This is a genomic window from Microbacterium sp. 77mftsu3.1, assembly GCF_900100525.1.
Lineage (GTDB): Bacteria > Actinomycetota > Actinomycetes > Actinomycetales > Microbacteriaceae > Microbacterium > Microbacterium aquilitoris.
Genome location: NZ_FNCR01000004.1, coordinates 355,684 through 379,819, shown reverse-complemented (window position 1 = coordinate 379,819; position 24,136 = coordinate 355,684). Strand labels below are relative to the sequence as shown.

Annotated in this window: 23 protein-coding genes; all 23 read right to left on the bottom strand. The window is 69.9% G+C overall.

The genetic code is table 11. The features are described from left to right. Positions 1-83 precede the first annotated feature (83 nt). Positions 84-980, bottom strand: coding sequence for a guanylate kinase (gene gmk, locus BLR68_RS12645; protein ID WP_018186751.1), 897 nt, complete (start codon positions 978-980; stop codon positions 84-86). After that, the gene (gene pyrF, locus BLR68_RS12640; protein WP_018186750.1) at positions 973-1,836 is read right to left on the bottom strand and encodes an orotidine-5'-phosphate decarboxylase; all 864 of its coding nucleotides are present in this window, start codon (positions 1,834-1,836) and stop codon (positions 973-975) included. The genes gmk and pyrF overlap by 8 nt, the downstream gene beginning before the upstream one ends. Continuing rightward, positions 1,833-5,120: a carbamoyl-phosphate synthase large subunit gene (carB, locus tag BLR68_RS12635; protein ID WP_018186749.1), complete on the bottom strand. Its 3,288-nt coding sequence runs from the start codon at positions 5,118-5,120 to the stop codon at positions 1,833-1,835. Before carB ends, pyrF begins: the two co-directional genes overlap by 4 nt. Then, entirely contained in the window at positions 5,113-6,273 is a 1,161-nt protein-coding gene (gene carA, locus BLR68_RS12630; RefSeq protein ID WP_018186748.1) for a glutamine-hydrolyzing carbamoyl-phosphate synthase small subunit, read from the bottom strand. Before carA ends, carB begins: the two co-directional genes overlap by 8 nt. After that, the gene (locus BLR68_RS12625; RefSeq protein WP_018186747.1) at positions 6,270-6,803 is read right to left on the bottom strand and encodes a PH-like domain-containing protein; all 534 of its coding nucleotides are present in this window, start codon (positions 6,801-6,803) and stop codon (positions 6,270-6,272) included. Before BLR68_RS12625 ends, carA begins: the two co-directional genes overlap by 4 nt. Further along, positions 6,800-8,104: a dihydroorotase gene (locus BLR68_RS12620; RefSeq protein ID WP_018186746.1), complete on the bottom strand. Its 1,305-nt coding sequence runs from the start codon at positions 8,102-8,104 to the stop codon at positions 6,800-6,802. Before BLR68_RS12620 ends, BLR68_RS12625 begins: the two co-directional genes overlap by 4 nt. Continuing rightward, positions 8,101-9,072 (bottom strand): aspartate carbamoyltransferase catalytic subunit, encoded by a 972-nt coding sequence (locus BLR68_RS12615; protein WP_018186745.1) that lies wholly within the window; start codon positions 9,070-9,072, stop codon positions 8,101-8,103. Before BLR68_RS12615 ends, BLR68_RS12620 begins: the two co-directional genes overlap by 4 nt. Further along, on the bottom strand, positions 9,069-9,599 hold the full coding sequence (gene pyrR, locus BLR68_RS12610; protein ID WP_018186744.1) for a bifunctional pyr operon transcriptional regulator/uracil phosphoribosyltransferase PyrR: 531 nt from the start codon (positions 9,597-9,599) through the stop codon (positions 9,069-9,071). Before pyrR ends, BLR68_RS12615 begins: the two co-directional genes overlap by 4 nt. A gap of 214 nt (positions 9,600-9,813) precedes the next feature. Then, positions 9,814-10,221, bottom strand: a complete 408-nt coding sequence (nusB, locus tag BLR68_RS12605) for a transcription antitermination factor NusB (protein WP_018186743.1) — start codon at positions 10,219-10,221, stop codon at positions 9,814-9,816. Positions 10,222-10,228: 7 nt separating this feature from the next. Next, the gene (efp, locus tag BLR68_RS12600) at positions 10,229-10,789 is read right to left on the bottom strand and encodes an elongation factor P (protein ID WP_018186742.1); all 561 of its coding nucleotides are present in this window, start codon (positions 10,787-10,789) and stop codon (positions 10,229-10,231) included. A 90-nt stretch (positions 10,790-10,879) separates the two neighbouring features. Then, the gene (gene aroQ / locus BLR68_RS12595) at positions 10,880-11,326 is read right to left on the bottom strand and encodes a type II 3-dehydroquinate dehydratase (protein WP_018186741.1); all 447 of its coding nucleotides are present in this window, start codon (positions 11,324-11,326) and stop codon (positions 10,880-10,882) included. Positions 11,327-11,335: 9 nt separating this feature from the next. Further along, positions 11,336-11,869: a GNAT family N-acetyltransferase gene (locus tag BLR68_RS12590; RefSeq protein ID WP_018186740.1), complete on the bottom strand. Its 534-nt coding sequence runs from the start codon at positions 11,867-11,869 to the stop codon at positions 11,336-11,338. Next, on the bottom strand, positions 11,866-12,945 hold the full coding sequence (gene aroB / locus BLR68_RS12585; protein WP_018186739.1) for a 3-dehydroquinate synthase: 1,080 nt from the start codon (positions 12,943-12,945) through the stop codon (positions 11,866-11,868). Before aroB ends, BLR68_RS12590 begins: the two co-directional genes overlap by 4 nt. Further along, complete coding sequence (locus BLR68_RS12580; protein WP_018186738.1) at positions 12,942-13,487, bottom strand: shikimate kinase; 546 nt, start codon at positions 13,485-13,487, stop codon at positions 12,942-12,944. The genes aroB and BLR68_RS12580 overlap by 4 nt, the downstream gene beginning before the upstream one ends. Continuing rightward, entirely contained in the window at positions 13,474-14,700 is a 1,227-nt protein-coding gene (gene aroC, locus BLR68_RS12575) for a chorismate synthase (RefSeq protein ID WP_018186737.1), read from the bottom strand. Before aroC ends, BLR68_RS12580 begins: the two co-directional genes overlap by 14 nt. A gap of 4 nt (positions 14,701-14,704) precedes the next feature. Then, positions 14,705-15,553, bottom strand: a complete 849-nt coding sequence (locus BLR68_RS12570) for a shikimate dehydrogenase (protein ID WP_018186736.1) — start codon at positions 15,551-15,553, stop codon at positions 14,705-14,707. After that, positions 15,553-16,953, bottom strand: a complete 1,401-nt coding sequence (gene mltG / locus BLR68_RS12565; protein ID WP_018186735.1) for an endolytic transglycosylase MltG — start codon at positions 16,951-16,953, stop codon at positions 15,553-15,555. Before mltG ends, BLR68_RS12570 begins: the two co-directional genes overlap by 1 nt. 19 nt (positions 16,954-16,972) lie before the next feature. Then, positions 16,973-17,425 (bottom strand): Holliday junction resolvase RuvX, encoded by a 453-nt coding sequence (gene ruvX / locus BLR68_RS12560; RefSeq protein WP_018186734.1) that lies wholly within the window; start codon positions 17,423-17,425, stop codon positions 16,973-16,975. Further along, positions 17,422-20,088 carry an alanine--tRNA ligase gene (gene alaS, locus BLR68_RS12555; protein ID WP_018186733.1) on the bottom strand — a complete coding sequence of 889 codons (2,667 nt, stop codon included), beginning with the start codon at positions 20,086-20,088 and terminating at the stop codon, positions 17,422-17,424. The genes ruvX and alaS overlap by 4 nt, the downstream gene beginning before the upstream one ends. 70 nt (positions 20,089-20,158) lie before the next feature. Further along, positions 20,159-20,395, bottom strand: coding sequence for a hypothetical protein (locus BLR68_RS12550; RefSeq protein ID WP_018186732.1), 237 nt, complete (start codon positions 20,393-20,395; stop codon positions 20,159-20,161). A gap of 81 nt (positions 20,396-20,476) precedes the next feature. Further along, positions 20,477-21,133, bottom strand: coding sequence for a 30S ribosomal protein S4 (gene rpsD, locus BLR68_RS12545; protein ID WP_018186731.1), 657 nt, complete (start codon positions 21,131-21,133; stop codon positions 20,477-20,479). A gap of 139 nt (positions 21,134-21,272) precedes the next feature. Next, positions 21,273-22,781, bottom strand: a complete 1,509-nt coding sequence (locus BLR68_RS12540) for a tetratricopeptide repeat protein (RefSeq protein ID WP_256335390.1) — start codon at positions 22,779-22,781, stop codon at positions 21,273-21,275. Then, positions 22,774-24,129 carry a replication-associated recombination protein A gene (locus tag BLR68_RS12535; protein WP_081626443.1) on the bottom strand — a complete coding sequence of 452 codons (1,356 nt, stop codon included), beginning with the start codon at positions 24,127-24,129 and terminating at the stop codon, positions 22,774-22,776. The genes BLR68_RS12540 and BLR68_RS12535 overlap by 8 nt, the downstream gene beginning before the upstream one ends. Positions 24,130-24,136: the final 7 nt, after the last annotated feature.

Sequence of the window (24,136 nt, the reverse complement as noted above, 5' to 3'; positions counted from 1 at the left end):
CCAGCCTTCCGGAAGGTGTCGGATCGACCGCATCGCGTCGTAACGGTGTGAAACGAAGCCGTGGCGGGAGCCGTCCCCCGGGGTCAGCGTGCGAGTCGGGCGATCTCCGCCGCGGCACGCGCGACGTCGTCGTTCACCACGCGGTAGTCGAACTCGCCCTGCGAGGCGAGCTCGACGCGCGCGGTCTTCAGACGGCGCGCACGCTCCTCCTCGCCCTCGGTCCCCCGCCCGACGAGCCGGTTCACCAGCTCGTCCCAGCTGGGCGGGAGAAGGAAGACCAGCGTCGCGTCAGGAGCGGCGGCGCGCACCTGGCGGGCGCCCTGCAGATCGATCTCGAGGAGGACCGTCCGTCCCTCGGCGAGGGCGGCGTCGATCGGGCGACGCGGCGTGCCGTAGCGGTAGGCATTGTGCACCGTCGCATACTCGAGGAGGTCGCCCGCCTCGACCATCCGGTCGAACTCGGCGTCGTCGACGAAGAAGTAGTGCTCGCCTTCGACCTCGCCCGGTCGCGGCGGTCGCGTGGTCGCCGAGACCGACAGCAGGATCTCGGGGTGGTGCTCCTTGATGTGGGCGGCGACCGTCCCCTTCCCCACTGCGGTGGGGCCGGCGAGGACGATCAGACGGCTCCGTGCGTCACGAGCGCGCGGCTCGGGGAGGCGACGGTCGAGGTAGTCCTGCAGCACCTGGCGCTGACGGATGCCGAGGCCCCCGATCTTCTTGACCGGAGCGATCTGCAGATCGGCCAGGATGCGGTCGCGCTTGCCCTCGCCGATCGCGGGGATCGCGGTGAGGAACTCGGTCACGCGCATCGCCGCGGCGGCCGACTGCGGCTCCGCCCACGCGTGGCGCAGCAGGTCCTGCGGGCTGATGACGCGCGTCGACACGTCGCGCTTGAGCGCGGCACGTTCACGGCGCGCGGCGACGGCGCGACGGGACGCGGCGGCGCGGTCGACCTCGGGGGGTGTGCGGGAGTCAGGCATGTCGGGCGTCCTGGAGTTCGGAGTTGTGGGTGTCGATGGCGGCGGCGATCCCGTCGGGACCGGCGCCGAGGATGCTGCGGCTGGCGCTGGCGAGGACCTGGGGGGCCAGGGACCCGAAGCGCTCGGAGATGTCGCGAAGGCGGGCACCCTGCGCTCCGAAACCGGGGGCGAGGAGGGACGCGCGGTGCAACGAGGCATCCGTCAGTCCCAGATCGGCGCGCTCCACTGTAGCCCCGACGACGAAGCCGACCGGGCCGAAACGGTCGCCTGCGACCACAGCGGACGAATTCGCCGAACCGGCGCGTTGCGCGACCCAGTCCGCGACCGTCTGACCGCGCTCGGCGTCGACGGTCGTGAGCTCGGCGGACTGCAGGCCGGCGGCCTCGGGGTTGCTCGTCGCGGCGAGGACGTAGACGCCCTTGCCCTCGCGGACGGCGGTCGCGATGGTGCCGCGGAGCGAGTCCGGTCCGAGGTAGGGGCTCACGGTCACGGCATCGGACTCCAGGGGCGATCCCGCTGAGAGCCACGCCTCGGCGTAGCCGTCCATGGTCGTCCCGATGTCGCCGCGCTTGGCGTCGGCGATCACGACGAGGCCCGCCGCGCGGGCCGTCCCGATGACCTCTTCGAGCGCGGCGTACCCGGCGGCCCCGTAGCGCTCGAAGAACGCCACCTGCGGCTTGACCACGCCGACGCGGGTGCGCGCGGCATCCACCACGCGCAGGCCGAAGTCGCGGACACCCGCAGCGGATGCCGGGAGCCCCCACGCGTCGAGGAGCGACGCGTGGGGGTCGATGCCGACGCACAGCGGACCGCGGGCGTCGACCGCCGCGGCCAGCCGCGAACCGAATGAGGTCACACCGACGCCTTCCGGTCGGCGGCGTACTCCTGCAGGCTCCGGACGGCGAAGCCCTCGCGGAGGACCGGCATCGCCGAGACGGCGGCGCCGAGGACGGCCATCGTGGTGAACAGCGCCTTGTCCGCGGCCACCGCGGCGGCGCGGATCTCGTACCCGTCCGCACGGGCGATGCCGCCCGACGGGGTGTTCACGACGATGTCGATCTCACCCGCGTTGATCAGATCGACGACGTTCTGCTCGCCCGAGGCCTGCGTCTCGGAGTACTTGGAGACCACCTTCACCGTGATGCCGTTGCGAGCCAGGATCTCCGCCGTGCCCTCCGTCGCGATGAGGGTGTAGCCGAGCTCCTGTAGCCGATGCGCCGGCAGGATGACGGCGCGCTTGTCGTCGTCGGCGACCGAGAGGAAGACGGTTCCCGAGGTCGGCATCCCGCCGTAGGCTGCGGCCTGGCTCTTCGCGAACGCCGTCGGGAAGTCGCGGTCGATGCCCATGACCTCACCGGTGGAGCGCATCTCGGGTCCGAGGACCGAGTCGACGGTGCGACCGTCCGCGGTCCGGAACCGCTTGAACGGGAGGACGGCCTCCTTGACGGCGACGGGGGCGTCGAGCGGCACCCGCGAGCCGTCCTGTTCGGGGAGGAGACCCTCCGCGATCAACTCTGCGATCGACGATCCGGCCATGATGCGGCTCGCCGCCTTGGCCATCGGGATACCGAGAGCCTTCGACACGAACGGGACCGTGCGCGAGGCGCGCGGGTTGGCCTCGATGACGTAGAGCACGCCCGCCGACACGGCGAACTGGACGTTCAGGAGCCCGCGGACGCCGACGCCCTCGGCGATGGCGTGCGTCGCGATGCGTACGCGATCGATCTCACCGCGCCCGAGCGACATGGGCGGCAGGGTGCACGACGAGTCACCGGAGTGGATGCCGGCCTCTTCGAGGTGCTCCATGACGCCGCCGATGTAGAGCTGCTCGCCGTCGAAGAGCGCGTCGACATCGATCTCCACCGCGTCGTCCAAGAAGCGGTCCACGAGAAGCGGGGCGTCGTCGCGGATGATCGCCTGGTCGGCGATGCGTACGAAGTAGTCGCGCAGGCTCTCGGTGTCGTAGACGATCTCCATGCCGCGGCCGCCGAGCACGAAGCTCGGACGCACGAGCACGGGGTAGCCGATCTCCTCCGCGATCGCGATGGCACCCGCCTCGTCGGTCGCGGTGCCGTGGCGCGGGGCGGTGAGGCCCGCGCGGTCGAGCAGCTGCGAGAAGAGCTCGCGCTCCTCGGCGATGTCGATCGCGGCGGGCTTCGTGCCGAGGATCGTGTAGCCGGCGGCCTCGATCCCCTTCGCGAGCCCGAGCGGCGTCTGACCGCCGAGCTGGCAGACGACGCCGACGATCTCGCCGGACTGCGCCTCCGCGTGGAGCACCTCGAGGACGTCCTCGAGCGTCAGCGGCTCGAAGTACAGCCGGTCGCTGGTGTCGTAGTCGGTCGAGACCGTCTCCGGATTGCAGTTGACCATGATGGTCTCGAAACCGGCATCCGACAGCGCGAACGACGCGTGGACGCACGAGTAGTCGAACTCGACGCCCTGCCCGATGCGGTTGGGACCCGACCCAATGATGACGACCTTGCGTCCTTCACTGGGGGTGACCTCGGTCTCGCGGTCGTACGAGGAGTAGTGGTACGGCGTCAGCGCGGGGAACTCCCCCGCGCACGTGTCGACCGTCTTGTAGACGGGGCGGAGGCCGAAGCCGTGACGGATGCCGCGCACGTCCGCCTCGCCGAGGCCGCGGAGCTCCGCGATCTGCGCGTCGCTGAAGCCGTGGTCCTTCGCGAGGCGCAGGACGTCCTCGGTCAGATCGTCCGTCTCGCGGATGTACTCGGCGACCTCGTTGATGAGGATCATCTGGTCGAGGAACCAGGGGTCGATCGCGGTGGCGTCGAACGCCTGCTCGAGGGTGGCGCCCTTGCGGAGCGCCTGCTGCAGCACGACGATGCGACCGTCGGTGGGCGTCTTCGAGATCTCGAGGAGCTCCTCCATCGAGCGCTCCTCGGGCCCCCAGTGGAAGCTGGAGCCGCGCTTCTCGAGCGAGCGGAGCGCCTTCTGGAGGGCGGTCGTGTAATTGCGGCCGATCGCCATGGCCTCACCGACCGACTTCATGGTGGTCGTGAGCGTCGTGTCGGCGGCGGGGAACTTCTCGAAGTTGAAGCGGGGCACCTTCACCACGACGTAGTCGAGTGTCGGCTCAAAGCTCGCCGGCGTCGCCTTCGTGATGTCGTTGGGCACCTCGTCGAGCCGGTACCCGATGGCGAGCTTCGCGGCGAGCTTCGCGATCGGGAAACCGGTCGCCTTCGAGGCGAGGGCCGACGAGCGCGAGACGCGCGGGTTCATCTCGATGACGATGATGCGGCCGGTCGCCGGGTCGACGGCGAACTGGATGTTGCAGCCACCGGTGTCGACGCCGACGGCGCGGATGATGTCGATGCCGATGTCGCGCAGCTTCTGGTACTCGCGGTCCGTCAGGGTCAGCGCCGGCGCGACCGTGATCGAGTCGCCCGTGTGCACTCCGACGGGGTCGACGTTCTCGATCGAACAGACGACGACCGTGTTGTCGGCGGTGTCGCGCATGAGCTCGAGCTCGTACTCCTTCCATCCGAGGATCGACTCCTCGAGGAGCACCTCGGTCGTGGGCGAGTCGCGCAGGCCCGCGCCGCCGATGCGGCGGAGGTCCTCCTCGTTGTACGCGAAGCCGGATCCGAGGCCGCCCATCGTGAAGGAGGGGCGGACGACGAGCGGGTAGCCGAGCTCCGCCGCACCGGCGAGCAGGTCGTCCATCGTGTGCGCGATGACACTGCGGGCGACGTCGGCGCCGCACTCGAGCACCAGCTCCTTGAAGACCTGGCGGTCCTCGCCCTTGCGGATGGCCTCGACCTTCGCGCCGATCAGCTCGACGCCGTACTTCTCGAGGATGCCGCGGTCGTGAAGCGCCATGGCGGCGTTCAGCGCGGTCTGGCCGCCGAGGGTCGGGAGGATCGCGTCGGGCTTCTCCTTCGCGATGATCGTCTCGATCACCTCGGGGGTGATCGGCTCGACGTAGGTCGCGTCGGCGAAGTCGGGGTCGGTCATGATCGTGGCGGGGTTCGAGTTCACGAGGATGACGCGCACGCCCTCCTCGCGGAGGACCCGGCACGCCTGGGTGCCGGAGTAGTCGAACTCGCAGGCCTGACCGATGACGATCGGGCCGGATCCGATGACGAGGACGCTCTGGATGTCGTCGCGCTTAGGCATTCTTCGTCTCCTGGGTGGCGACCACGAGGTCGCGGAAGCGGTCGAACAGGTAGTTGGCGTCGTGCGGGCCGGCGGCGGCCTCGGGGTGGTACTGCACGCTGAACGCCGGGAGGTCGAGGGCGCGGAGCCCCTCGACCACGTTGTCGTTGAGGCCCACGTGGCTGACCTCGACGCGGCCGTAGCCGTGGGGGCTGTCGATGACGCCCTCGAGGGGCGCGTCGACGGCGAACCCGTGGTTGTGCGCGGTGATCTCGACCCGGCCCGTGGTCTTGTCGAGGACCGGCTGGTTGATGCCGCGGTGCCCGAACGGCAGCTTGTAGGTGCCGAACCCGAGGGCCCGACCGAACAGCTGGTTGCCGAAACAGATCCCGAAGAACGGCAGGCGGGCGTCGAGGACCTCGCGCAGGAGCGCGACGTGACGATCGGATGCCGCGGGGTCCCCCGGTCCGTTCGAGTAGAAGACCGCGACGGGGTCGACCGCCTGGATGTCGGCGAACGAGATCGTCTGCGGCAGGACGTGGACCTCGAACCCGCGGGCGGCGAGGTTGTTCACGGTGGCCTGCTTGACGCCGAGGTCGAGGATCGCGAGGTTGCCGATCTTCTCGCCCACCGCGGGAGTCACCTCAGCGGCGGGCACCGAGACGTCGGCGGACAGGTTCTGCCCGCTCATCTCGGGAGCCTCGCGCACGATGCGCAGTTGCTCGTCATCGGTCAGGGATGCGGCATCCCCCGAGAAGACGCCGCCGCGCATGGACCCGGCCGAGCGGAGCACGCGGGTCACGGCACGCGTGTCGACGCCGCTGATGCCGACGATGCCGTCGCGGACCAGGGCGTCCTCGAGCGAGTGGTCGGCGCGCCAGTTCGACACGATGCGCGAGGGGTCGCGGACGATGTAGCCGGCGACCCAGATGCGGCGGGACTCGTGGTCCTCGCCGTTCATGCCGGTGTTGCCGATGTGGGGTGCAGTCTGCAGGACGATCTGACCCGCGTACGACGGGTCGGTGATCGTCTCCTGGTACCCGGTCATCGCCGTCGCGAAGACGACTTCGCCGAGGGTGGTGCCGCGGGCACCGTAGGCGTGTCCGGGGTGTCGGGAACCGTCCTCGAGGACGAGGACGGCGGGTTCGGGAGCTTGGAATCTCTGAATGCTCATGCGTCGCTTCCGGGAATCTGCTGGGGAGAGGTGGGAGAAGAGGTGGCGGGGAGGACCCGGCTGATCGCGTCGCTGAGCGATCGTGCCGAGAGGTCCTGCGGGCGGAGGTAGCTGTCGACGACCGTGCCTTCGGGCGTGGTCCACGCGAGACGGACGAGGCCGTCGCGCTCGACCACGCGATCGATGGCGACCGTCGCCTGGTCGACCGCGACGAGGGCGTCCGCGGCGAGGAAGATCCGCGGCTGGCCGGTCAGATCGAGCGCCACGCCGGTGTCGGTGACGGTGACGTCGACGCGGGATCGGAAGGCGAGCCCGCGGATCGCGAGCCGCTCCAGCGGATCGCCGTGACGGGTCGTGGCGACGTACAGGCCCTCCGAGCGGAGGCTCGTGACGGCGCCGTCGGGGGCGTCACCGACCGGGGCGGACAGGCCCGCGTCCCGCCTCGATCGTCGTCGCCAGGCGATCAGTCCGACCACGATCAGCAGGACGGCGACCGCCGCCATGACGAGGACGGCAGCCTCGCGGGTCACGAGACGACCTCGGCGACGACCGCGCCATCGGCGACGGTCTGCCGGCCGCGGAAGAACGTCGCCCGGACCTCGCCCGGCAGTTCCCGCCCGAGGTAGGGCGAGTTCACGCTGCCTCCCCGCAGGTCGTCCGTGCTGAACGCGCGGACCGGCGCCGGGTCGTAGAGGGCGAGGGATGCCGGGGATCCGACCGCGATCGGGGTCCCGGCATCCGCGAGCCGGCCGATGCGGGCGGGGGCTGCGGACATGACGCGGACGACGTCGGACCACTCGAGCAGGCCGGTGTCGACCATCGCGGCGTGCACGACGCGGAGGGCGGACTCGAGTCCGACCATCCCGTTGGCAGCCGCCTGCCATTCGCAGGTCTTCGCCTCGGCGGGGTGCGGGGCGTGGTCGGTCGCGACGATGTCGATCGTGCCGTCGGCGAGTCCCTCGCGGACCGCGCGCACGTCCTCGTCCCGCCGCAGCGGCGGGTTCACCTTGAACCGCGGATCGTAGCCGCGCACGAGGTCTTCGGTCAGCAGCAGGTGGTGGGGCGTGACCTCGGCTGTGACGTTGATGCCGCGCTTCTTCGCCCACCGAATGAGGTCGACGGAGCCGGCGGTTGAGAGGTGGCAGACGTGCAGGCGCGATCCGACATGTTCGGCCAGGAGGACATCGCGCGCGATGATCGACTCCTCGGCGACGGCCGGCCATCCCGTGAGGCCGAGCTCGGCCGACACGGTGCCCTCGTTCATCTGGGCACCCTCGGTCAGGCGGGGATCCTGCGCGTGCTGCGCGACGACGCCGTCGAAGGACTTCACGTACTCCAGCGCCCGGCGCATGATGAGCGGGTCGAAGACGCAGAAGCCGTCGTCGCTGAAGACGCGGACCCGTGCTCGCGACGAGGCCATCGCACCGAGCTCGGCGAGTCGCTCGCCCTTCTGCCCGACGGTCACGGCGCCGATCGGCTGGACGTGGGCGTAGCCGGCGGCCTCGCCCAGGGCGAGCTCCTGCTCGACGACGCCGGCGGTGTCGGCGACCGGAGAGGTGTTCGGCATGGCGAACACCGTCGTGTAGCCGCCGGCGGCGGCCGCTCGCGACCCCGACAGGATCGTCTCGGATGCCTCGTAGCCGGGCTCGCGCAGGTGGGTGTGCAGGTCGACCAGGCCGGGCAGCGCGATCAGGCCGTCCGCGTCCACCGTCCGTGCGCCGTTCGCGCTGACACCCGTGCCGAGCTCGGCGATGACGCCGTCCGTGATCAGGATGTCCGCGGCGACGCCGCCATCGATCCGCGCCCCGCGGATGAGGATGCTCTCGCTCATCGGGCCTCCTCCTGTGGATGGGTGGTGGGTCGCTCCCCCGCCAGGAGCAGGTAGAGCGCCGCCATGCGGACCGAGACACCGTTCGCGACCTGCTCGAGCACAGTCGATCGTGGCGAATCGGCGGCGTCGGCGGAGATCTCCAGACCCCGGTTCATGGGCCCGGGGTGCATCACAATGCTAGCGGTCGGAAGAGATCCCATCCGCGCGGCATCCAATCCCCAACGGCGTGAATACTCCCGTTCAGTGGGGAAATAGGCGGCGTTCATCCGCTCCAGCTGGATGCGGAGCATCATGACGGCGTCCGGCGCCGAGGCGATCGCCTGGTCGAGGTCGTAGGAGATCGTCACAGGCCAAGCCGAGACGTCCTGCGGGACCAGCGTCGGAGGTGCGACGAGGGTGACCCGCGCGCCGAGCGTCGTGAGCAGCCAGACGTTCGACCGTGCGACGCGCGAGTGCAGGATGTCGCCGACGATCGCGACGTGGAACCCCGCGAGGTCGCGGCCCCTGCTGTCGTCGCCGAAGAAACGCTTGCGGATGGTGAAGGCGTCGAGCAGCGCTTGCGTGGGGTGCTCGTGCGTGCCGTCTCCGGCGTTCAGGACCCCGGCGGAGATCCAACCGCTCGTCGCGAGCGTGTGCGGAGCGCCCGACGCGCCGTGGCGGATCACGACGGCGTCGGCGCCCATCGCCTGCAGGGTCTGCGCCGTGTCCTGAAGGGACTCGCCCTTGGAGACCGAGGACCCCTTGGCCGAGAAGTTGATGACGTCGGCCGAGAGCCGCTTCGCGGCCGCTTCGAAGGAGATGCGCGTGCGGGTCGAGTCCTCGAAGAAGAGGTTGACGACGGTCTTACCGCGCAGCGTCGGCAGCTTCTTCACTTCGCGGGACTGCGTGTCGCGCATGTCCTCGGCGACGTCGAGGATGCGGAGCGCGTCCTCGCGCGCAAGGGTGCGGGTGTCGAGGAGGTGTCTCATGAGGCGATCGTCACCTCCTCGGCACCGTCGACGTTGGTCAGCCGCACGTTGACGCGCTCCTCCCGCGAGCTCGGCAGGTTCTTGCCGACGAAGTCCGGGCGGATGGGCAGTTCGCGGTGACCCCGGTCGACGAGGATCGCAAGACGCACCACGGCGGGCCGTCCGATGTCCTGCAGCGCGTCCAGGGCGGCGCGGATGGAGCGGCCCGAGAACAGGACGTCGTCGACGAGGACCACGGTCTTCGCGTCGATGCCGCCGGGCGGGATCTCGGTCGGGCGCGGCGTCCGCGTGGGATTGCGGTGCAGGTCGTCGCGGTACATCGTGACGTCGAGCGAGCCGACCGGGACGGTCACGCCCGTGAACGAGGCGATGAGCTCGGCGATGCGTTCGGCGAGGGTGACGCCGCGGGTGGGGATCCCGAGGAGCACGAGCCCGTCGGGGCCCTTGTTCGACTCGAGGATCTCGTGAGAGATGCGCGTGAGTGCGCGGGCGATGTCAGCGTCGTGCAAGACGATGCGCGAAGTCATCCGCCGCTCCCTTCTCCGCCTCACAGGACGGTGTTAAAGGTTGCTTGTTCGAGACCACTCTAGCGGGGCCGGGCGGTGAGGCGCGGCATCCGCTCGCCCTTGCGGACTCCCCCGGCGACGAGAAACGGCATCCCGGTCAAGACTCGGCGCGAAGCCGCGTGTCGTGGGTGGGATGCCGTCTGTCGGTGAATGTGCCAGGTGATCCGGCCCCGGCTCAGGAGCGCGCGATGCGTGCGAGGACGCCGTGGACGAACGAGCCGGAGTCGTCGGTGGAGAATTCCTTGGCGAGCTCCACCGCCTCATCGATCGCGACGGCGGTCGGGACCTGGTCGTTGTGCAGGATCTCCCAGACGCCCATTCGCAGGATCGCGCGGTCGACCGCCGGCATCCGCTCGAGCTTCCAGTCACGCGCGTGCGTGATGATCTGCTCGTCGATCTCGCTCTGAGCATCGATGACGCCGTCGACGATCTCGCGGGCGTAGAGCCAGGAGGCTTCGCGGGCGGGTTCGTTCGCCGCGCGCTTCGCCTCTGCGGCGAGCGTGACACCGAGGTCGTCACCGCGGATGTCGGCCTGGTACAGGATGTCGAGGGCGCGCTTTCGCGCCTTGCTCCGTGCGCTCATCGCGCGGTCAGCTCACGCGGCCGAGGTAGTCCCCGGTACGCGTGTCGACCTTGACCTTGGTGCCCTGCTCGACGAACAGCGGGACCTGGATCTCGTAGCCGGTCTCGAGCGTGGCGGGCTTCGTGCCGGCCGACGAGCGGTCGCCCTGCAGGCCCGGCTCGGTGTAGGTGATCTCGAGGACGACGGAGGCCGGCATCTCGACGTAGAGCGGGTTGCCGTTGTTGAGCGCGATCTGGACCTGCTGGTTCTCGAGCAGGTAGTTGGCGGCGTCGCCGACGACGGTGGCCGTCACGCTCAGCTGGTCGTAGTCGGCGACGTCCATGAAGACGTAGCTGTCGCCGTCGTTGTACAGGTAGGTGAAATCGCGGCGGTCGACGTTCTCGATCTCGATCTTCGCGCCCGCGTTGTACGTGCGGTCGACGGTCTTGCCGGAAACGACGTTCTTGAGCTTCGTGCGGACGAAGGCGCCACCCTTGCCGGGCTTCACGTGCTGGAACTCGACGACGTTCCAGAGCTGTCCGTCGATGGACAGGACGACGCCGTTCTTGATGTCTGCAGTGGATGCCATGAGAGTGCGATTTTCCGTTCGGTGAGTTCGGGGCCGATGCGGCCGACGATCGATTCTACGGGATGCCGCGGCATCCGCCCCGGAAAGCGGTCAGCTCGCGAGGGTCGAAAGCAGTTCGCGGGTCGCGTCGGCGTACCCGGCGACCCCTCGGCCGGCCACGTGGACGACGGCGACGTCGGCGACGTAGGAGTGGTGCCGGAAGGGCTCGCGCGCCGAGACGTCGGAGATGTGGACCTCGGCGACGGGCAGCGCCACCCCCGAGAGGGCGTCGCGCAGCACGACGGAGGTGTGTGTCAACCCGCCCGGGTTGATGACGATCCCCGCGCAGTCCGTGCGGGCCGCATGGATCGCGTCGATGAGGACGCCCTCGTGGTTGCTCTGCACCGCCCGCACCTCGTAGCCGGACTCCGCGGCCGTCCGCTCGACGAGGGCGACGACGTCGTCGAGGGTCGCATGCCCGTAGACGTCGGGTTCCCGGATGCCGAGCAGGTTCAGGTTCGGTCCGTTGACGAGGAGCAGGCGGCGGGAGGTCGACACGTGACGACCCTAGTGGGAGGGGCGGTGCATCTGGATCTCGCGCCCAACCTCTGTGTCGAGGGCGAGCCCGGTCGCCGTGAAACCCAGCCGGCGGTAGGCCGCCTGCGCGCGGGCGTTGTCGATGTGGACGTCGAGGGTGAGCCCGTCAGCGCCGGCGGTCTCGGCCCAGACGGATGCCTCCTCCACCAGGGCGTCGAGGACGCCGCGACCGCGATGGCCCGGGTCGACGAAGACCCCGACGAGTTCGGCCCGTGGGGCGGCGACGCCGCGTCCGAGCGCGTCCGTCGCGCCGGCATCCCGCACCAGGACCGTCACGGAGCCGATCCACCTCTCCCCTGAGATCGCGACGAACTGCGCCGCGTTCTGTCCCAGGGCTGCTTCCGCGGTCCGCGCCTGCCAGTGCGCGTCGTCGCGGGCCGACTCCTGCTCGCGCGTGGTCAGGAAGGCGATGGATGCCGCCGGGTCGCTCACCGCGCGGATGCGGAGGTCGCGGACCTCGCGCCACTCCTGCAGGCGGATGCGGCGGACCGCGGCATCCGTCACCCGGCGATCTCCTGGTACGCGGCGAACAGCAGCGATTCGTCGGGGGCCTGCATGACGGTCGGCTTGCCGATCGCGTCGAGGACGATGAAGCGGAGCATGCCGGCGCGCGACTTCTTGTCGCGCTGCATGACGCCCAGAAGGTGCTGCCAGCCGTCCATGCGGTAGGTCGTCGGGAGGCCGAGCATGTCGAAGATGCGACGGTGCCGGGCGACGTCCTCGTCGGAGAGACGCCCCGCCAGTCGCGACAGTTCGGCGACGTACATCATGCCGATCGAGATGGCGGCGCCGTGACGCCAGCGGTACCGCTCGGCGTGTTCGATGGCGTGCCCCAGGGTGTGCCCGTAGTTCAGGACCTCACGGAGCCCCGCCTCGCGGAAGTCCTCGCTCACGACACGCGCCTTCATCTCGATCGCGAGCTCGATGCAGCGGCGGAACTCGTCGGTCGAGGGGTCGACGGCGGCCTCGGGGTCGCGCTCGACGATGTCGAGGATCTCGGGGAACCAGATGAAGCCGGCCTTCACGACCTCGGCGAATCCGGCGACGATCTCGTTGCGCGGCAACGTGTCCAGCACGTCGAGGTCGCAGATCACCGACCGCGGCGCCCAGAACGCGCCGACGAGGTTCTTCCCCTCGGCTGTGTTGACGCCGGTCTTGCCGCCGACGGCGGCATCCACCATCCCGAGGACCGTCGTCGGAATCTGCACGATCTGCACGCCGCGCAGCCAGGATGCCGCGACGAACCCGGCGAGGTCCGTCACCGCGCCGCCGCCGAAGCCGATGACCGCGTCGGTGCGAGTGAAGTCGGCCTGGCCCATGACCTGCCAGCAGAAGGCCGCGACCTCGATGCGCTTGCCGTCCTCGGCGTCGGGGATCTCTGCGATCAGCACCTCGAGCGCGTCGTCGGCGACGAGGAGGTCTCGGAGCTCCGAGGCCTTCGCCCCCAGGCGCGGGGTGTGGACGATCAGCACCTTTTTCACCGTCGGGGCGAGGTGATCGCGGACTCCGGCGAGGAGTCCCCGCCCGACGTGGATGTCGTAGGGAGTCGCGCCGGTGACGCTGATGGTCGTGTGGGTCATGGGGTGACTCCCGGAATGTCGGCGGCGGGCTCGGCCCAGTCCGCGATGGCGGTCACGATGTTCTCGAGTGGCCCGGATGAGGTGTCGAACGTCGCGTCGGCGACGAATTCGTACAGTGGTCGGCGCTCGGCGTAGATGCGCTCCCAGCGCTGGATCGGCGTCTCGTCGCCCGCCGAGAGCAGGGGGCGGGATGCCGCTTCGCCCAATCGACGCGCGACGACGCGAGGAGCGACGGTGAGGAGCGCGACGCGATGTGCCCGAAGCCGCTCGCGCGTGGTCCCGTCGAGGACCGCTCCGCCGCCGAGCGACACGACGCCGCCGCGCGACAGCGCCTCCTCGACCGCGTCGCGCTCGAGTTCGCGGAAGCGGGGCTCGCCCTGCGTCGCGAAGAGCTCCGCGATCGGTCCGTGCGCTCTCACGACCATCGCATCGGTGTCGTGGAAGGTCCGGCCGAGCCGCTTGGCGACCCGCTTGCCGACACTCGTCTTACCGGCCCCCATCGGACCGATCAGGACGATCGACGACGGCTCAGGCGAGGTCATGCGCGAGGAGTGCCGCCTCGGACGCAGGGGTCGTCTTGAGCGTCTCGGGGATCGCCGCGAGGTAGGTCTCGAGGTTGCGACGCGTCTCACGGATGCTGTCGCCGCCGAACTTCTCGAGTACGGCATCGGCGAGCACGATCGCGACCATCGCCTCGGCGACGACGCCCGACGCGGGAACCGCGCAGACGTCCGAACGCTGGTGGTGGGCCGCGGCGGTCTCACCGGTGGCCACGTCGACCGTGCGCAGCGCGTGCGGGATCGTCGCGATCGGCTTCATGCCGGCCCGGACGCGGAGCACCGTGCCGGTCGACATCCCGCCCTCGGTCCCGCCGGCGCGGTCGGAGGCGCGCGTGATGCCGCCTTCCGTCGCGAAGAGCTCATCGTGCGCGGCGGACCCGCGGCGACGCGTCGTCTCGAATCCGTCGCCGACCTCGACACCCTTGATCGCCTGGACGCTCATGAGGGCCTGGGCGAGCTTGCCGTCGAGACGGCGGTCCCAGTGCACGTGCGATCCGAGCCCCGGGGGAAGACCGTAGGCGAGCACCTCGACGATGCCGCCGAGGGTGTCGCCGTCCTTCTTCGCGGCATCCACTTCGGCGACCATGCGCTCGGAGGTCGCCGGGTCGAAGCAGCGGAGCGGATCGGCGTCGAGCGCGTCGACGTCGTCGGGACCGGGGAGCTCCGCCCCCTCGGGCACCTGCACGGGGCCGATCGAGAGCGTGTGGCTCACGAGGCGGATACCGAGCTCTGACAGGAAGCTGCGGGCGATCGCGCCGAGCGCGACACGAGCGGCCGTCTCGCGGGCGCTGGCGCGCTCGAGGATCGGACGGGCCTCATCGAAGTCGTACTTCTGCATGCCCACGAGGTCGGCGTGACCGGGGCGGGGGCGCGTGAGCGCGGCACCGCGGCCGCGGGAGCGCTCGCTCAACTCGGTGGGCTCGGGGTTCATGACCTCGACCCACTTGGGCCACTCGGTGTTGCCGATGCGAAGGGCGATCGGACTGCCGAGCGAGAAACCGTGTCGGACGCCGCCCGAGAGGTTCAGCTCGTCCTCCTCGAACTTCATTCGCGAGCCGCGGCCGTAGCCGAGCTTGCGTCGAGCGAGGTCGGCGCGGATCGCGTCGAGCGAGACGGGGACGCCGGAGGGCAGGCCCTCCATGATGGCGACGAGTTCGGGGCCGTGGGATTCGCCGGCGGTGAGCACGCGGAGCATTGGTCTAGTCTCCCACGAGCGCACGGCGCATGACCGCCACCACATCGGGCTCGCGCGGGAGCGGTTCGTCGACGCCCCCCGTGGCGAACGCCCGGATCTGCAGGACCGCCTGGTGCAGCAGCATCCCCTCTCCCCCCGAGGCGGGCCGCCCGGCGCGGTCCCACGCCCGGGACAAGTCGGTGGGCCAGTGACCGTAGACGACGTCCATGAGGACGCCGCCCGCCGCCGCCAGGGCGTCCGCGGCCCCGGCATCCACCGATACCCCGCCCGGCAGCGTCGCGATCGTCGCATCGACGGCGTCGGTCCGTTCGCCCGCGAGCGGTGCGGCGACGACGCGGACACCGAGCCGCTCCCCCAGGTCGACGAGTCCCTGGACCGCCTCGGGGCGACGTGCGGCGACCTCGACGTCGCGGACGCCGAGCTCGGACAGCGCCACGAGCGCAGCGGATGCCGTCGCCCCCGCGCCGACGATGCGTGCGCGGTCGACGGCCTCGACACCCTGTTCACGGAGCGCGGCGACGATGCCCCCGGCATCCGTGTTGAACGCCCGCCACCCCGCGGGCGTCCGCACCAGCGTGTTCGCCGCACCGACGAGGGTGGCGCGCACGTCGCGCTCGGACGCGACGTCGAACGCCGCGCGCTTCAGCGGCATCGTCAGCGAGAGTCCGCGGTGGTCGGCGCCGAGGGCGGCGAGCTCGCCCGCGAACGACGCCTCGTCGACGCGTCGTCGGCCGTAGGTCCACTCCCAGCCGAGCAACGCGTACGCGGCCGAGTGCATGACCGGCGACAGGCTGTGCCCGATCGGATCGCCCCAGACTTCCAGAGCGGTGGCCTCCGGGGCGGTGGCCGTCATCAGGAGCAGCCTCCGTCGGGGTTGTCGCGGCACCACTTCTGGTACTGGGCGACGGCTTTCTCATGCTCGGCGAAGGTCGCCGAGAAGACGGTCTCCCCCGTGTCGAGGTTGACCGTGACGAAGTACTGCCACGGTCCCTCGGCCGGGTTCAGAGCCGCCTTCATGGCGAGCTCTCCCGGGTTCGCGATGGGGGTGACCGGCAGACCCTTCTTCTTGTACGTGTTCCACCCGTTGTCGTCCGCGAGCTCCTCGGCGCGCGAACTCGTCCCGCCCTCGCGGTCGGCGAACGGGTACTGGGCGGTCGAGTCCATCTGCAGGAGACCGTTGGTGTCGCTGATCGCCGGATCCAACCGGTTCTGGATCACGCGGGAAACCTTGTAGAAGTCGTCCTCGTAGCGGCCTTCCTTCTCGATGATCGACGCGATCGTGAGGATCTTCTCCCGCTGATCGGCGGGCACGCCGGCGTCGTCGAGGGCTGCGATGGTCCGGTCGACCATCGTCTGAACGACCTCTTTCGCGGTCACGCCGGGGTTGAAGGTGTACGTCGCCGGGAACAGCCATCCTTCGAGACTCGGCGCCTTCACCCCGTAAGCAGCGGGGTCCTTGACGGCCGCCTCGACATCGGCGACGGGCAGTCCGACGCCTTCGGCGATACGCGGGACCGACTGCGCGACCGTCAGGCCCTCGCGCAGCTGGGCGGTGTACTCCTGCTTGTTCGCGGGATCGAGCAAAGCCTCGAACGCCGCTTGCGAAGTCATCTTCTTCTGCAGGGAGTACACGCCCGGTTTGAGGACGTTCGGATCCTCTCCGTTGTCGATCAGATACGAGTAGAACGCGTCGGAGGTCTTCGTGACCCCCGCATCGAAGAGCGCGCGGGAGATGTCGGCACCCGTCTGGCCCGAGAGGACCGTGACGCTCGCCTCGCCTTCGGCGAGACCGGCCTCGTAATCCTTCGGCTCCTCCCATCCGAGGACCTTCCGGATCTGATCCTCGTAGGTGTTGAACACGGCGAACCCGCCGCCGACCAGTCCGCCGATGATGGCGATGATGATGACGAAGACGCCCCACGCGGCGACCCGGCTCTTGCGCCGGTCACGGTCCTGCCGGTGCGGTGCGGCGGACGGGGCCTTCAGTCCCTCGTCCTCGAAGAGCGCATCGATCGGGGCGGTCGACGAGGCGGTCGCCCGCTCGGCCGGACGAGGACGTGGAGCAGCAACGGATGCTGCCTCTTCCCGCTGCCCACCGGGCACGGCTCCGGCGTCCGTCGCCGACCCCGTCGGCTCCTGGCTCTGCGCCCTCCGGGCAGCCCGACGCGACGACGGGATCGCCCCGTCCGTCGAAGCGGAAGGATCTGCCGGGAAGGTCTCGGGGCGGTCGTCGCGCGAGGGGGTCTCGGACATCGGTGGACTCCTGCGTCTCCTACAGCGCCGCACCGGCCGGGTTACCGGTGCTCTTCTCGACGTCGATCGCCTGCTGGAGGAGGACGACCGCGGCGATCTGGTCGACAATCCTACGAGACGACTTCTGCGAACGCCCGTTCTGACGGAGCACGGCGTTCGCCGAAACGGTGCTCAGCCGCTCGTCGACCAGTCGGATGGGCGCATCGACGGCGGCGGAGAGCTCGGTGGCGAACTCGCGCGCATCCGTCGTCGATGCGGTCTCTGACCCGCCGAGGCTGATCGGGAGACCGACAAGGATCTCGAGCGGGTCGTACTCGCGCGCGATCTCGACGATGCGCGCGACCGAGGTCTCGGCCCGGGGCACGGTCTCGACGGGGACGGCGAGCATCCCGTCCGGATCGCACCGGGCGACCCCGACGCGGGCTCGCCCGACGTCGATCCCGAGTCGGACCCCGCGACGGAAACCGCTCACGCGGTCGCACCCTCCAGTGCCGCGACGATGCCGCTCAGCGCGGTCGGCAGAGCGGACGCATCCGTTCCGCCTCCCTGAGCCACATCGTCACGGCCGCCGCCGCCGCCGCCGAGCACACCGGCAGCGGTCTTCGCGAGCAGACCGGCCTTGGCACCCGCGGCACGCGCGGCCTCGTTCGTCGCGACGATGACGATCGGACGCCCACCGGCCTCACCCGCGAGGGCGACGACACCGGCGTCGGAACCGAGACACTCGCGCACCTGCAGCGCGAGGGTCCGCAGGTCGTCTGCGGAGGCGACCGAGCCGATCGACTGCGCCACCACACGGTAGGAACCGGCGGAGACGGCGGATGCCGCAAGAGTCGGGACCCGCTCGCCGAGGGCCTTCGCCTCGAACTGGGCGATCTTCTTCTCTGCCGCCTTGAGGCTCGCCTGGAGCTCCGCGATGCGGGCGGGCAGCTGGTCACGCGGGATCTTCAGTCCCGAGGTGAGCTGGGACACGATCGCCCGCTCGGCCGCGAGCTCGCGGAACGCATCCTGACCCACGAGGGCCTCGACGCGGCGGTTGGAGGCGCCGACCGACGACTCCCCCACGAGGTTGATGAGCCCTACCTGGGCGCTCGAGGACACATGAGTGCCGGCGCACAGCTCGCGCGACCAGGGGCCGCCGATGTCGACCATCCGCACGGTGTCGCCGTACTTCTCGCCGAACAGCGCCATGGCGCCCGCGGCCTTCGCCTCGTCGAGCGACATGACCCGGGTCGTGACCTCGAGGTCGTCGCGGACGGCGTTGTTGGCGATCTCCTCGATCTCGCTCCGTGTCTCGGGCGAGAGCGCCTGACCCCACGAGAAGTCGAACCGCAGATATCCGGCGCGGTTGAGGGAGCCCGCCTGGGTGGCGCTGTTACCGAGGGTGTCGCGCAGAGCGGCGTGAACGAGGTGGGTGGCGGAGTGGGCCTGCGCGGCCGCACGGCGGTTCGCGGCATCCACCACCGTCGTCGCGGCGTGACCGACGGCGACCTCGCCCGTGGTCACCTCGACCGTGTGGCTGATGAGACCGGGGACGGGCTTCTGCACGTCGAGGACCTCGAGCTCGTAGCCCGGACCGACGATGACGCCCTTGTCAGCGACCTGGCCGCCGGACTCCGCGTAGAGGGCGGTCTCGGCGGTGATGACCTCGGCTATCTGCCCCTGCGCGGCACGATCGGCCGGGGCGCCGTCGACGAGGATGCCGAGGATCCGGGACTCCGTCTCGAGATCCGTGTATCCCGTGAAGACCGTCTCACCCAGCGCACGGAAGTCGCGGTAGACGCTCGTGTCGGCGAGCTGACGCTTGCGCGAGCGGGCGTCGGCCTTGGCGCGGTCCCGCTGCTCCTTCATGAGGGTGTCGAATCCGGCGCGGTCGACCGTGAGGCCGGCTTCCTCGGCGATCTCGAGCGTGAGGTCGATCGGGAAGCCGTACGTGTCGTGCAGCAGGAACGCCTGCGAGCCGCTCAGCGCGGTCGACTGCGTGGACTTCGCGGACTCGATCGAGGTGTCGAGGATCTCCGACCCGCTCGCGAGGGTGCGCAGGAACGTCGCCTCCTCGGCCAGCGCGTACTGCGACAGCCGGGCGTAGTCGGTCTCGACGACGGGGTACGACTCCTTCATGGCGTCCCGGGAGACGGCGAAGAGCTCCGCGAACGTCGGTCCCTCGACGCCCAGCAGACGCATCGAGCGGATCGCGCGGCGCATGAGACGGCGCAGGATGTAGCCGCGGCCGTCGTTGGCCGGAGTGACGCCGTCGGACAGGAGCATGAGCGACGAGCGGATGTGGTCCGCCACCACACGGAAGCGAACGTCGTCGTCGTGGTTCTCGCCGTACCGCTTGCCCGAGAGCTCCACGGCCTTGTCGAGGACGGGACGGACCTGGTCCGTCTCGTACATGTTGTCGACACCCTGCTTGATGAACGCGACGCGCTCGAGCCCCATACCGGTGTCGATGTTCTGCGCGGGCAGATCCCCGATGATGTCGAACTCGTACTTCGAGCGCACGTTCGTGATCTCGTACTGCATGAACACGAGGTTCCAGATCTCGACGTAGCGGTCGTCATCCGTGGCGGGTCCGCCGTCGACGCCGTACTCGGGACCGCGGTCGAAGAAGATCTCGGAGCACGGGCCGGCGGGACCGGGAAGCCCCGTGGTCCAGTAGTTGGTGTCCTTGCCCAGGCGCTGGATGCGCTCCTCGGGGAGGCTCGAGTGCTCGAGCCAGAGCTGAATCGCCTCGTCGTCCTCCTCGTAGACGGTGACCCAGAGGTCCTTCGGATCGAATCCGAGCCCCCCGTCGTCGTCGGGCGTGGTGAGGAGCTCCCAGGCGTACCGGATCGCGTCCTTCTTGAAGTAGTCGCCGAACGACCAGTTGCCCAGCATCTGGAAGAACGTGCCGTGACGCGGGGTCTTGCCGACCTCTTCGATGTCGTTCGTGCGGATGCACTTCTGGTTGTCCGCCGCACGCTTGTAGGGCGCGGGAACATCGCCCGAGAGATACGGGATGAAGGGGACCATGCCGGCGACGGTGAACAGCAGCGCCGGGTCGTCGCTGACGAGGGATGCCGAGGGCACGATCGTGTGCCCGCGCTTCTCGAAGTAGTCCAGGTAGCGCCGGGCGATCTCAGCGGTCTTCATCGTGTGTCCTCAAACTGCATGCGGGATCGGTCGCGTCCCAGGGGCCGCGACCGGGAGATGGGGAAGTGGGTCAGTCGCCCTGCGGGGCGGACGCGGCATCCTTCGACAGGGCGTCCTGCGCGTCGGCGACGATGCCCTCGATCTTCGCCTCCTGCGTCCGGTAGGCCTCGCCCATCCGGTCGGTGAACTCGGAGATGCGGAGGTCGACCTCGGAGAGGAGTTCCTGGCCTCGCGGGTCCTTGTTGACCAGGTGCGCGGCGACGAAGCCGGCGACGATGCCCATCAGGAACCAGAGGACTTTCTTCATGGGGTCCATGTTATGTGCAAAGCAGAAGGGGCGCCGGGTGAACCCGACGCCCCTTCGAACCGCTGAGCGGTCGAACCTCGCTTAGCGCGCGGCGTAGTACTCGACGACGAGCTGGACTTCACAGGTCACCGGGACCTCGGCGCGCTTGGGGCGACGCTCGAGACGGGCCTGGAGCTTGTCGAGCTCGACCGACAGGTAACCGGGAACCGGGGGCAGGACTTCGGCGTGACCGCCGGCGGCTGCGACCTGGAACGGCTCGAGAGCCTCGCTCTTGGCCTTGACGTGGATCGTCTGGCCCGGCTTCACGCGGAAGGACGGGCGGTCGACGAGCTGGCCGTCGACGAGGATGTGACGGTGCACGACGAGCTGACGCGCCTGCGCCGTCGTGCGGGCGAAGCCCGAACGGAGCACGAGCGAGTCGAGACGCATTTCGAGGAGCTCGACGAGGTTCTCACCGGTCAGACCCTCCGTGCGGCGGGCCTCGTTGAAGGTGTTGCGCATCTGCTTCTCGCGGATGCCGTACTGCTCGCGCAGACGCTGCTTCTCGCGAAGACGGACGGCGTAGTCGCTGTCCTGCTTGCGCTTGGTGCGGCCGTGCTCACCGGGAGCGTAGGGACGCTTCTCGAGGTAGCGGGCGGCCTTGGGGGTCAGTGCGACGCCGAGGGCGCGCGAGAGGCGCACCTTGCGGCGGTCCTGGGACTTCGTTGCCACGAAATCTTCCTTCCATGACGTGGCCATGTCTTTCACGGCTCACGGGCGTATCGCCGTCTCTCGCCCTCTCGGACTGCACGCCGGGGCACGCCGAAAGGTGGGAAAGAGAGAAGAGGATGCCCGAAAACACGGTTTCGAGCCGATTAAGCCTAACAGACGGGTGGGATCATCCCTGGCCGTGAGCCAGATCGAGCGCACCGGGCGGGTAGAAGGGGAACGCATCCGGGTGGAGGTCATCGAGCCGGTACCAGCCGACCGACGTCTCACCGTCGAGAACCTGGATCCGCTCGTCGACGCTCAGGGCATCGAGCTCGGGACTACTCACCGCGAAGAGGTACGCGATCTCGTGTCCGGGCCGGCCCTCGTTGTCGAAGATGTTCTCGATGACCCCGAGGAGCCGCGACTCCGTCACCGTCGCCCCGAGTTCCTCTGCGAGCTCTCGGCGGACGGCCGCCTCGGCCGTCTCCCCCGGTTCCACACCGCCGCCCGGAGCCCGCAAGAAGGCCGGGCGGACCGTCGTCGCCGGATACAGCTCCCCCAGGATGAACCCGTCCCTCATGACGACCGCCACCGAGATCACGCGGATGCGAGGGCGGGAACGGACCTCGGCTGCGTAGGCGCGGAGCGCCCGGCCGTAGAGCGGTATCCCGTCAGCGAGAGCCGCGAGGGCGGTGCGGAGCGCACGGACGGCTTTGTCGTCGTCGTACAGGGCGAGCGCTCGGAAGCCGGCCGCGGCGCCCGCCAACGGGTCGGTCGGCGGGACGTCCCTCAGAATGGCGATCGCGCCCGAGGCATCCCCCACGTTGCGCAGGGAACTCGCCAGCTGGATCCTCGCCTGCGTCTCGTAGGGAGACTCGAGCCCCGCAGCGAGCGCCGCGCGATAAAGCGGGATCGCCGCCGCCTCCTCCCCCAGGAAGTCCTCGACGGACGCACGCTCGAACAGGGCTCGAGGGTCGCTGCCGGGAGTCCCCGCGAGCGCGCCGCTCATCGCGGCGCGGAGCTCGTCGGGCTTCTCTTCGTCGGCCGCCGCCCACACATCGTCGATCCTCCGGCCGAGGTCATCGGCCCCGCCTGCTGCAGGTGCATCGCCGCTCAGCATCGCTCGGACGCGCCGCTGCAGCGGTTCCAGCCCCACGTCGACGTTCGCGTCACGCGCGAAGACGGTGAGTCCGCGCAGCGCCACGCCGGCATCACTCAGCTCGCCGGACAGCAGATGGGCGAAGAAGGCGGCATCCGGGACCTCGCGCACGGTGCCGTGCTCGAGCTCATCCCATTCCGGCGGGCCTTCCGGGACGCAGTCCGCGGCGATCAGGACGTGCTGACGCCGCGTCGAGTTGGCGCCGCTCCACTCGGAGCCCGCCTCCACGACGATGCCCGCCCGATAGCCGGTCTCTTCGCGGAGTTCCCGGACGCCCGCCTCTCGCGGCGACTCACCCGGATCGACGGCGCCCCCGGGGATCTCGGCGATGACACGCTGCGGGCCGACCCGGAATTGATCGAAGAGAACCACCGTGCCATGCGGGGTGAAGGCGATGACCGCGATCGTGTCGCCCTGGTCGAGGACGTCCCAGTCGGCGCGCGCGCCGTCCGGCATCCGGTACACGTCGCGCCGGATCCGGGTGAAGCCGTCGTAGACGACCTCACCCGATTCGCGCACCCACCGAGGATCAGTCACCGAGGATCTTCCGGATCTTCTCGAGTCGGGCGGAGATGTCCCGCTCCACACCCCGACCGGTCGGCTCGTAATAGCGGCGACCACGCAGTTCGTCGGGCAGGTACTGCTGCGTCGCGACGCCGACATCGAGATCGTGCGGGTACACGTACCCCTTGCCGTGACCCAGGCGCTTCGCTCCGGCGTAATGCGCGTCCCTCAGGTGGATCGGCACCCGGCCGAAACCGCCGGCACGGACGTCCGCGATCGCCGCGTTGATCGCGGTGTACGCGGCGTTCGATTTCGCCGTGGTCGCGAGGTAGGCGGTCGCTTCCGCCAGGGGGATGCGTCCCTCCGGCATCCCGATGAACGCAACCGCGTCAGCCGCGGCGACCGCGATCTGGAGCGCCTGCGGGTCGGCGAGTCCGATGTCCTCCGCGGCGGAGATGACGAGGCGCCGCGCGATGAACCGGGGATCCTCACCGGCTTCGATCATCCGGGCGAGGTAGTGGATCGCGGCATCCGGGTCGGATCCGCGGATCGACTTGATGAAGGCACTGATGACGTCGTAGTGCTCGTCGCCCTGCCGGTCGTACCGCAGCAGCGCGCGGTCGACGGCCTGCGCGACGTGCTCCGCCGTGATGACCGGCGGGGCGGTCTCCTCGGCGCCGTCATCCGATTCGTCGGTCGGCTCCGCGGGTTCAGCCATGGACGCCGCGGCCTCGAGCGAGGTCAACGCACGCCGCGCGTCACCGGATGCGAGGTGGACCAACGCGGCGCGCGCCTCGTCCGACAGGCTGACCGCACCCGCGAGTCCCCTCGCGTCGCTGACGGCTCGGTCGATCAGCATCCCGAGGTCCTCATCGGTGAGCGGCTGCAGGGTGAGCAGAAGCGACCGCGACAGCAGCGGCGAGATGACCGAGAAGGAAGGGTTCTCGGTGGTCGCGGCGATGAGGATGACCCACCCGTTCTCGACACCCGGGAGCAGCGCATCCTGCTGAGCCTTCGTGAAGCGGTGGATCTCATCGAGGAAGAGGATCGTGGAGGCGCCGTAGAGGTCGCGCTGCGTCATCGCCTCCTGCATGACCTCGCGGACGTCCTTGACGCCGGCAGTCACCGCGGACAGCTCCACGAACCGACGGCCCGACGTCCGCGCGATCGCTTGCGCCAGCGTCGTCTTCCCCGTCCCCGGCGGCCCCCACAGGATCACGGACACCGCGCCGGTGGTCGCGCGCCCCGAATCTGCGAGGGCGACGAGCGGCGAACCGGGGCGCAGCAGATGCGTCTGACCGGCCACCTCGTCGAGAGATGCCGGTCGCATCCTGACGGCCAGTGGCGTCGCTCCACGGAAAAGCGCGTCACTCTGTGCCATCGTCCCA

Coding starts and splice junctions, on each gene's coding strand:
- gmk (WP_018186751.1), bottom strand. CDS start 980: ATGCCTGACTCCCGCACACCCCCCGAGGTCGACCGCGCCGCCGCGTCC.
- carB (WP_018186749.1), bottom strand. CDS start 5,120: ATGCCTAAGCGCGACGACATCCAGAGCGTCCTCGTCATCGGATCCGGC.
- carA (WP_018186748.1), bottom strand. CDS start 6,273: ATGAGCATTCAGAGATTCCAAGCTCCCGAACCCGCCGTCCTCGTCCTC.
- BLR68_RS12620 (WP_018186746.1), bottom strand. CDS start 8,104: ATGAGCGAGAGCATCCTCATCCGCGGGGCGCGGATCGATGGCGGCGTC.
- BLR68_RS12615 (WP_018186745.1), bottom strand. CDS start 9,072: ATGAGACACCTCCTCGACACCCGCACCCTTGCGCGCGAGGACGCGCTC.
- pyrR (WP_018186744.1), bottom strand. CDS start 9,599: ATGACTTCGCGCATCGTCTTGCACGACGCTGACATCGCCCGCGCACTC.
- nusB (WP_018186743.1), bottom strand. CDS start 10,221: ATGAGCGCACGGAGCAAGGCGCGAAAGCGCGCCCTCGACATCCTGTAC.
- efp (WP_018186742.1), bottom strand. CDS start 10,789: ATGGCATCCACTGCAGACATCAAGAACGGCGTCGTCCTGTCCATCGAC.
- aroB (WP_018186739.1), bottom strand. CDS start 12,945: ATGACCCACACGACCATCAGCGTCACCGGCGCGACTCCCTACGACATC.
- BLR68_RS12580 (WP_018186738.1), bottom strand. CDS start 13,487: ATGACCTCGCCTGAGCCGTCGTCGATCGTCCTGATCGGTCCGATGGGG.
- aroC (WP_018186737.1), bottom strand. CDS start 14,700: ATGCTCCGCGTGCTCACCGCCGGCGAATCCCACGGCCCCGAACTCGTC.
- BLR68_RS12570 (WP_018186736.1), bottom strand. CDS start 15,553: ATGACGGCCACCGCCCCGGAGGCCACCGCTCTGGAAGTCTGGGGCGAT.
- mltG (WP_018186735.1), bottom strand. CDS start 16,953: ATGTCCGAGACCCCCTCGCGCGACGACCGCCCCGAGACCTTCCCGGCA.
- alaS (WP_018186733.1), bottom strand. CDS start 20,088: ATGAAGACCGCTGAGATCGCCCGGCGCTACCTGGACTACTTCGAGAAG.
- BLR68_RS12550 (WP_018186732.1), bottom strand. CDS start 20,395: ATGAAGAAAGTCCTCTGGTTCCTGATGGGCATCGTCGCCGGCTTCGTC.
- rpsD (WP_018186731.1), bottom strand. CDS start 21,133: ATGGCCACGTCATGGAAGGAAGATTTCGTGGCAACGAAGTCCCAGGAC.
- BLR68_RS12535 (WP_081626443.1), bottom strand. CDS start 24,129: ATGGCACAGAGTGACGCGCTTTTCCGTGGAGCGACGCCACTGGCCGTC.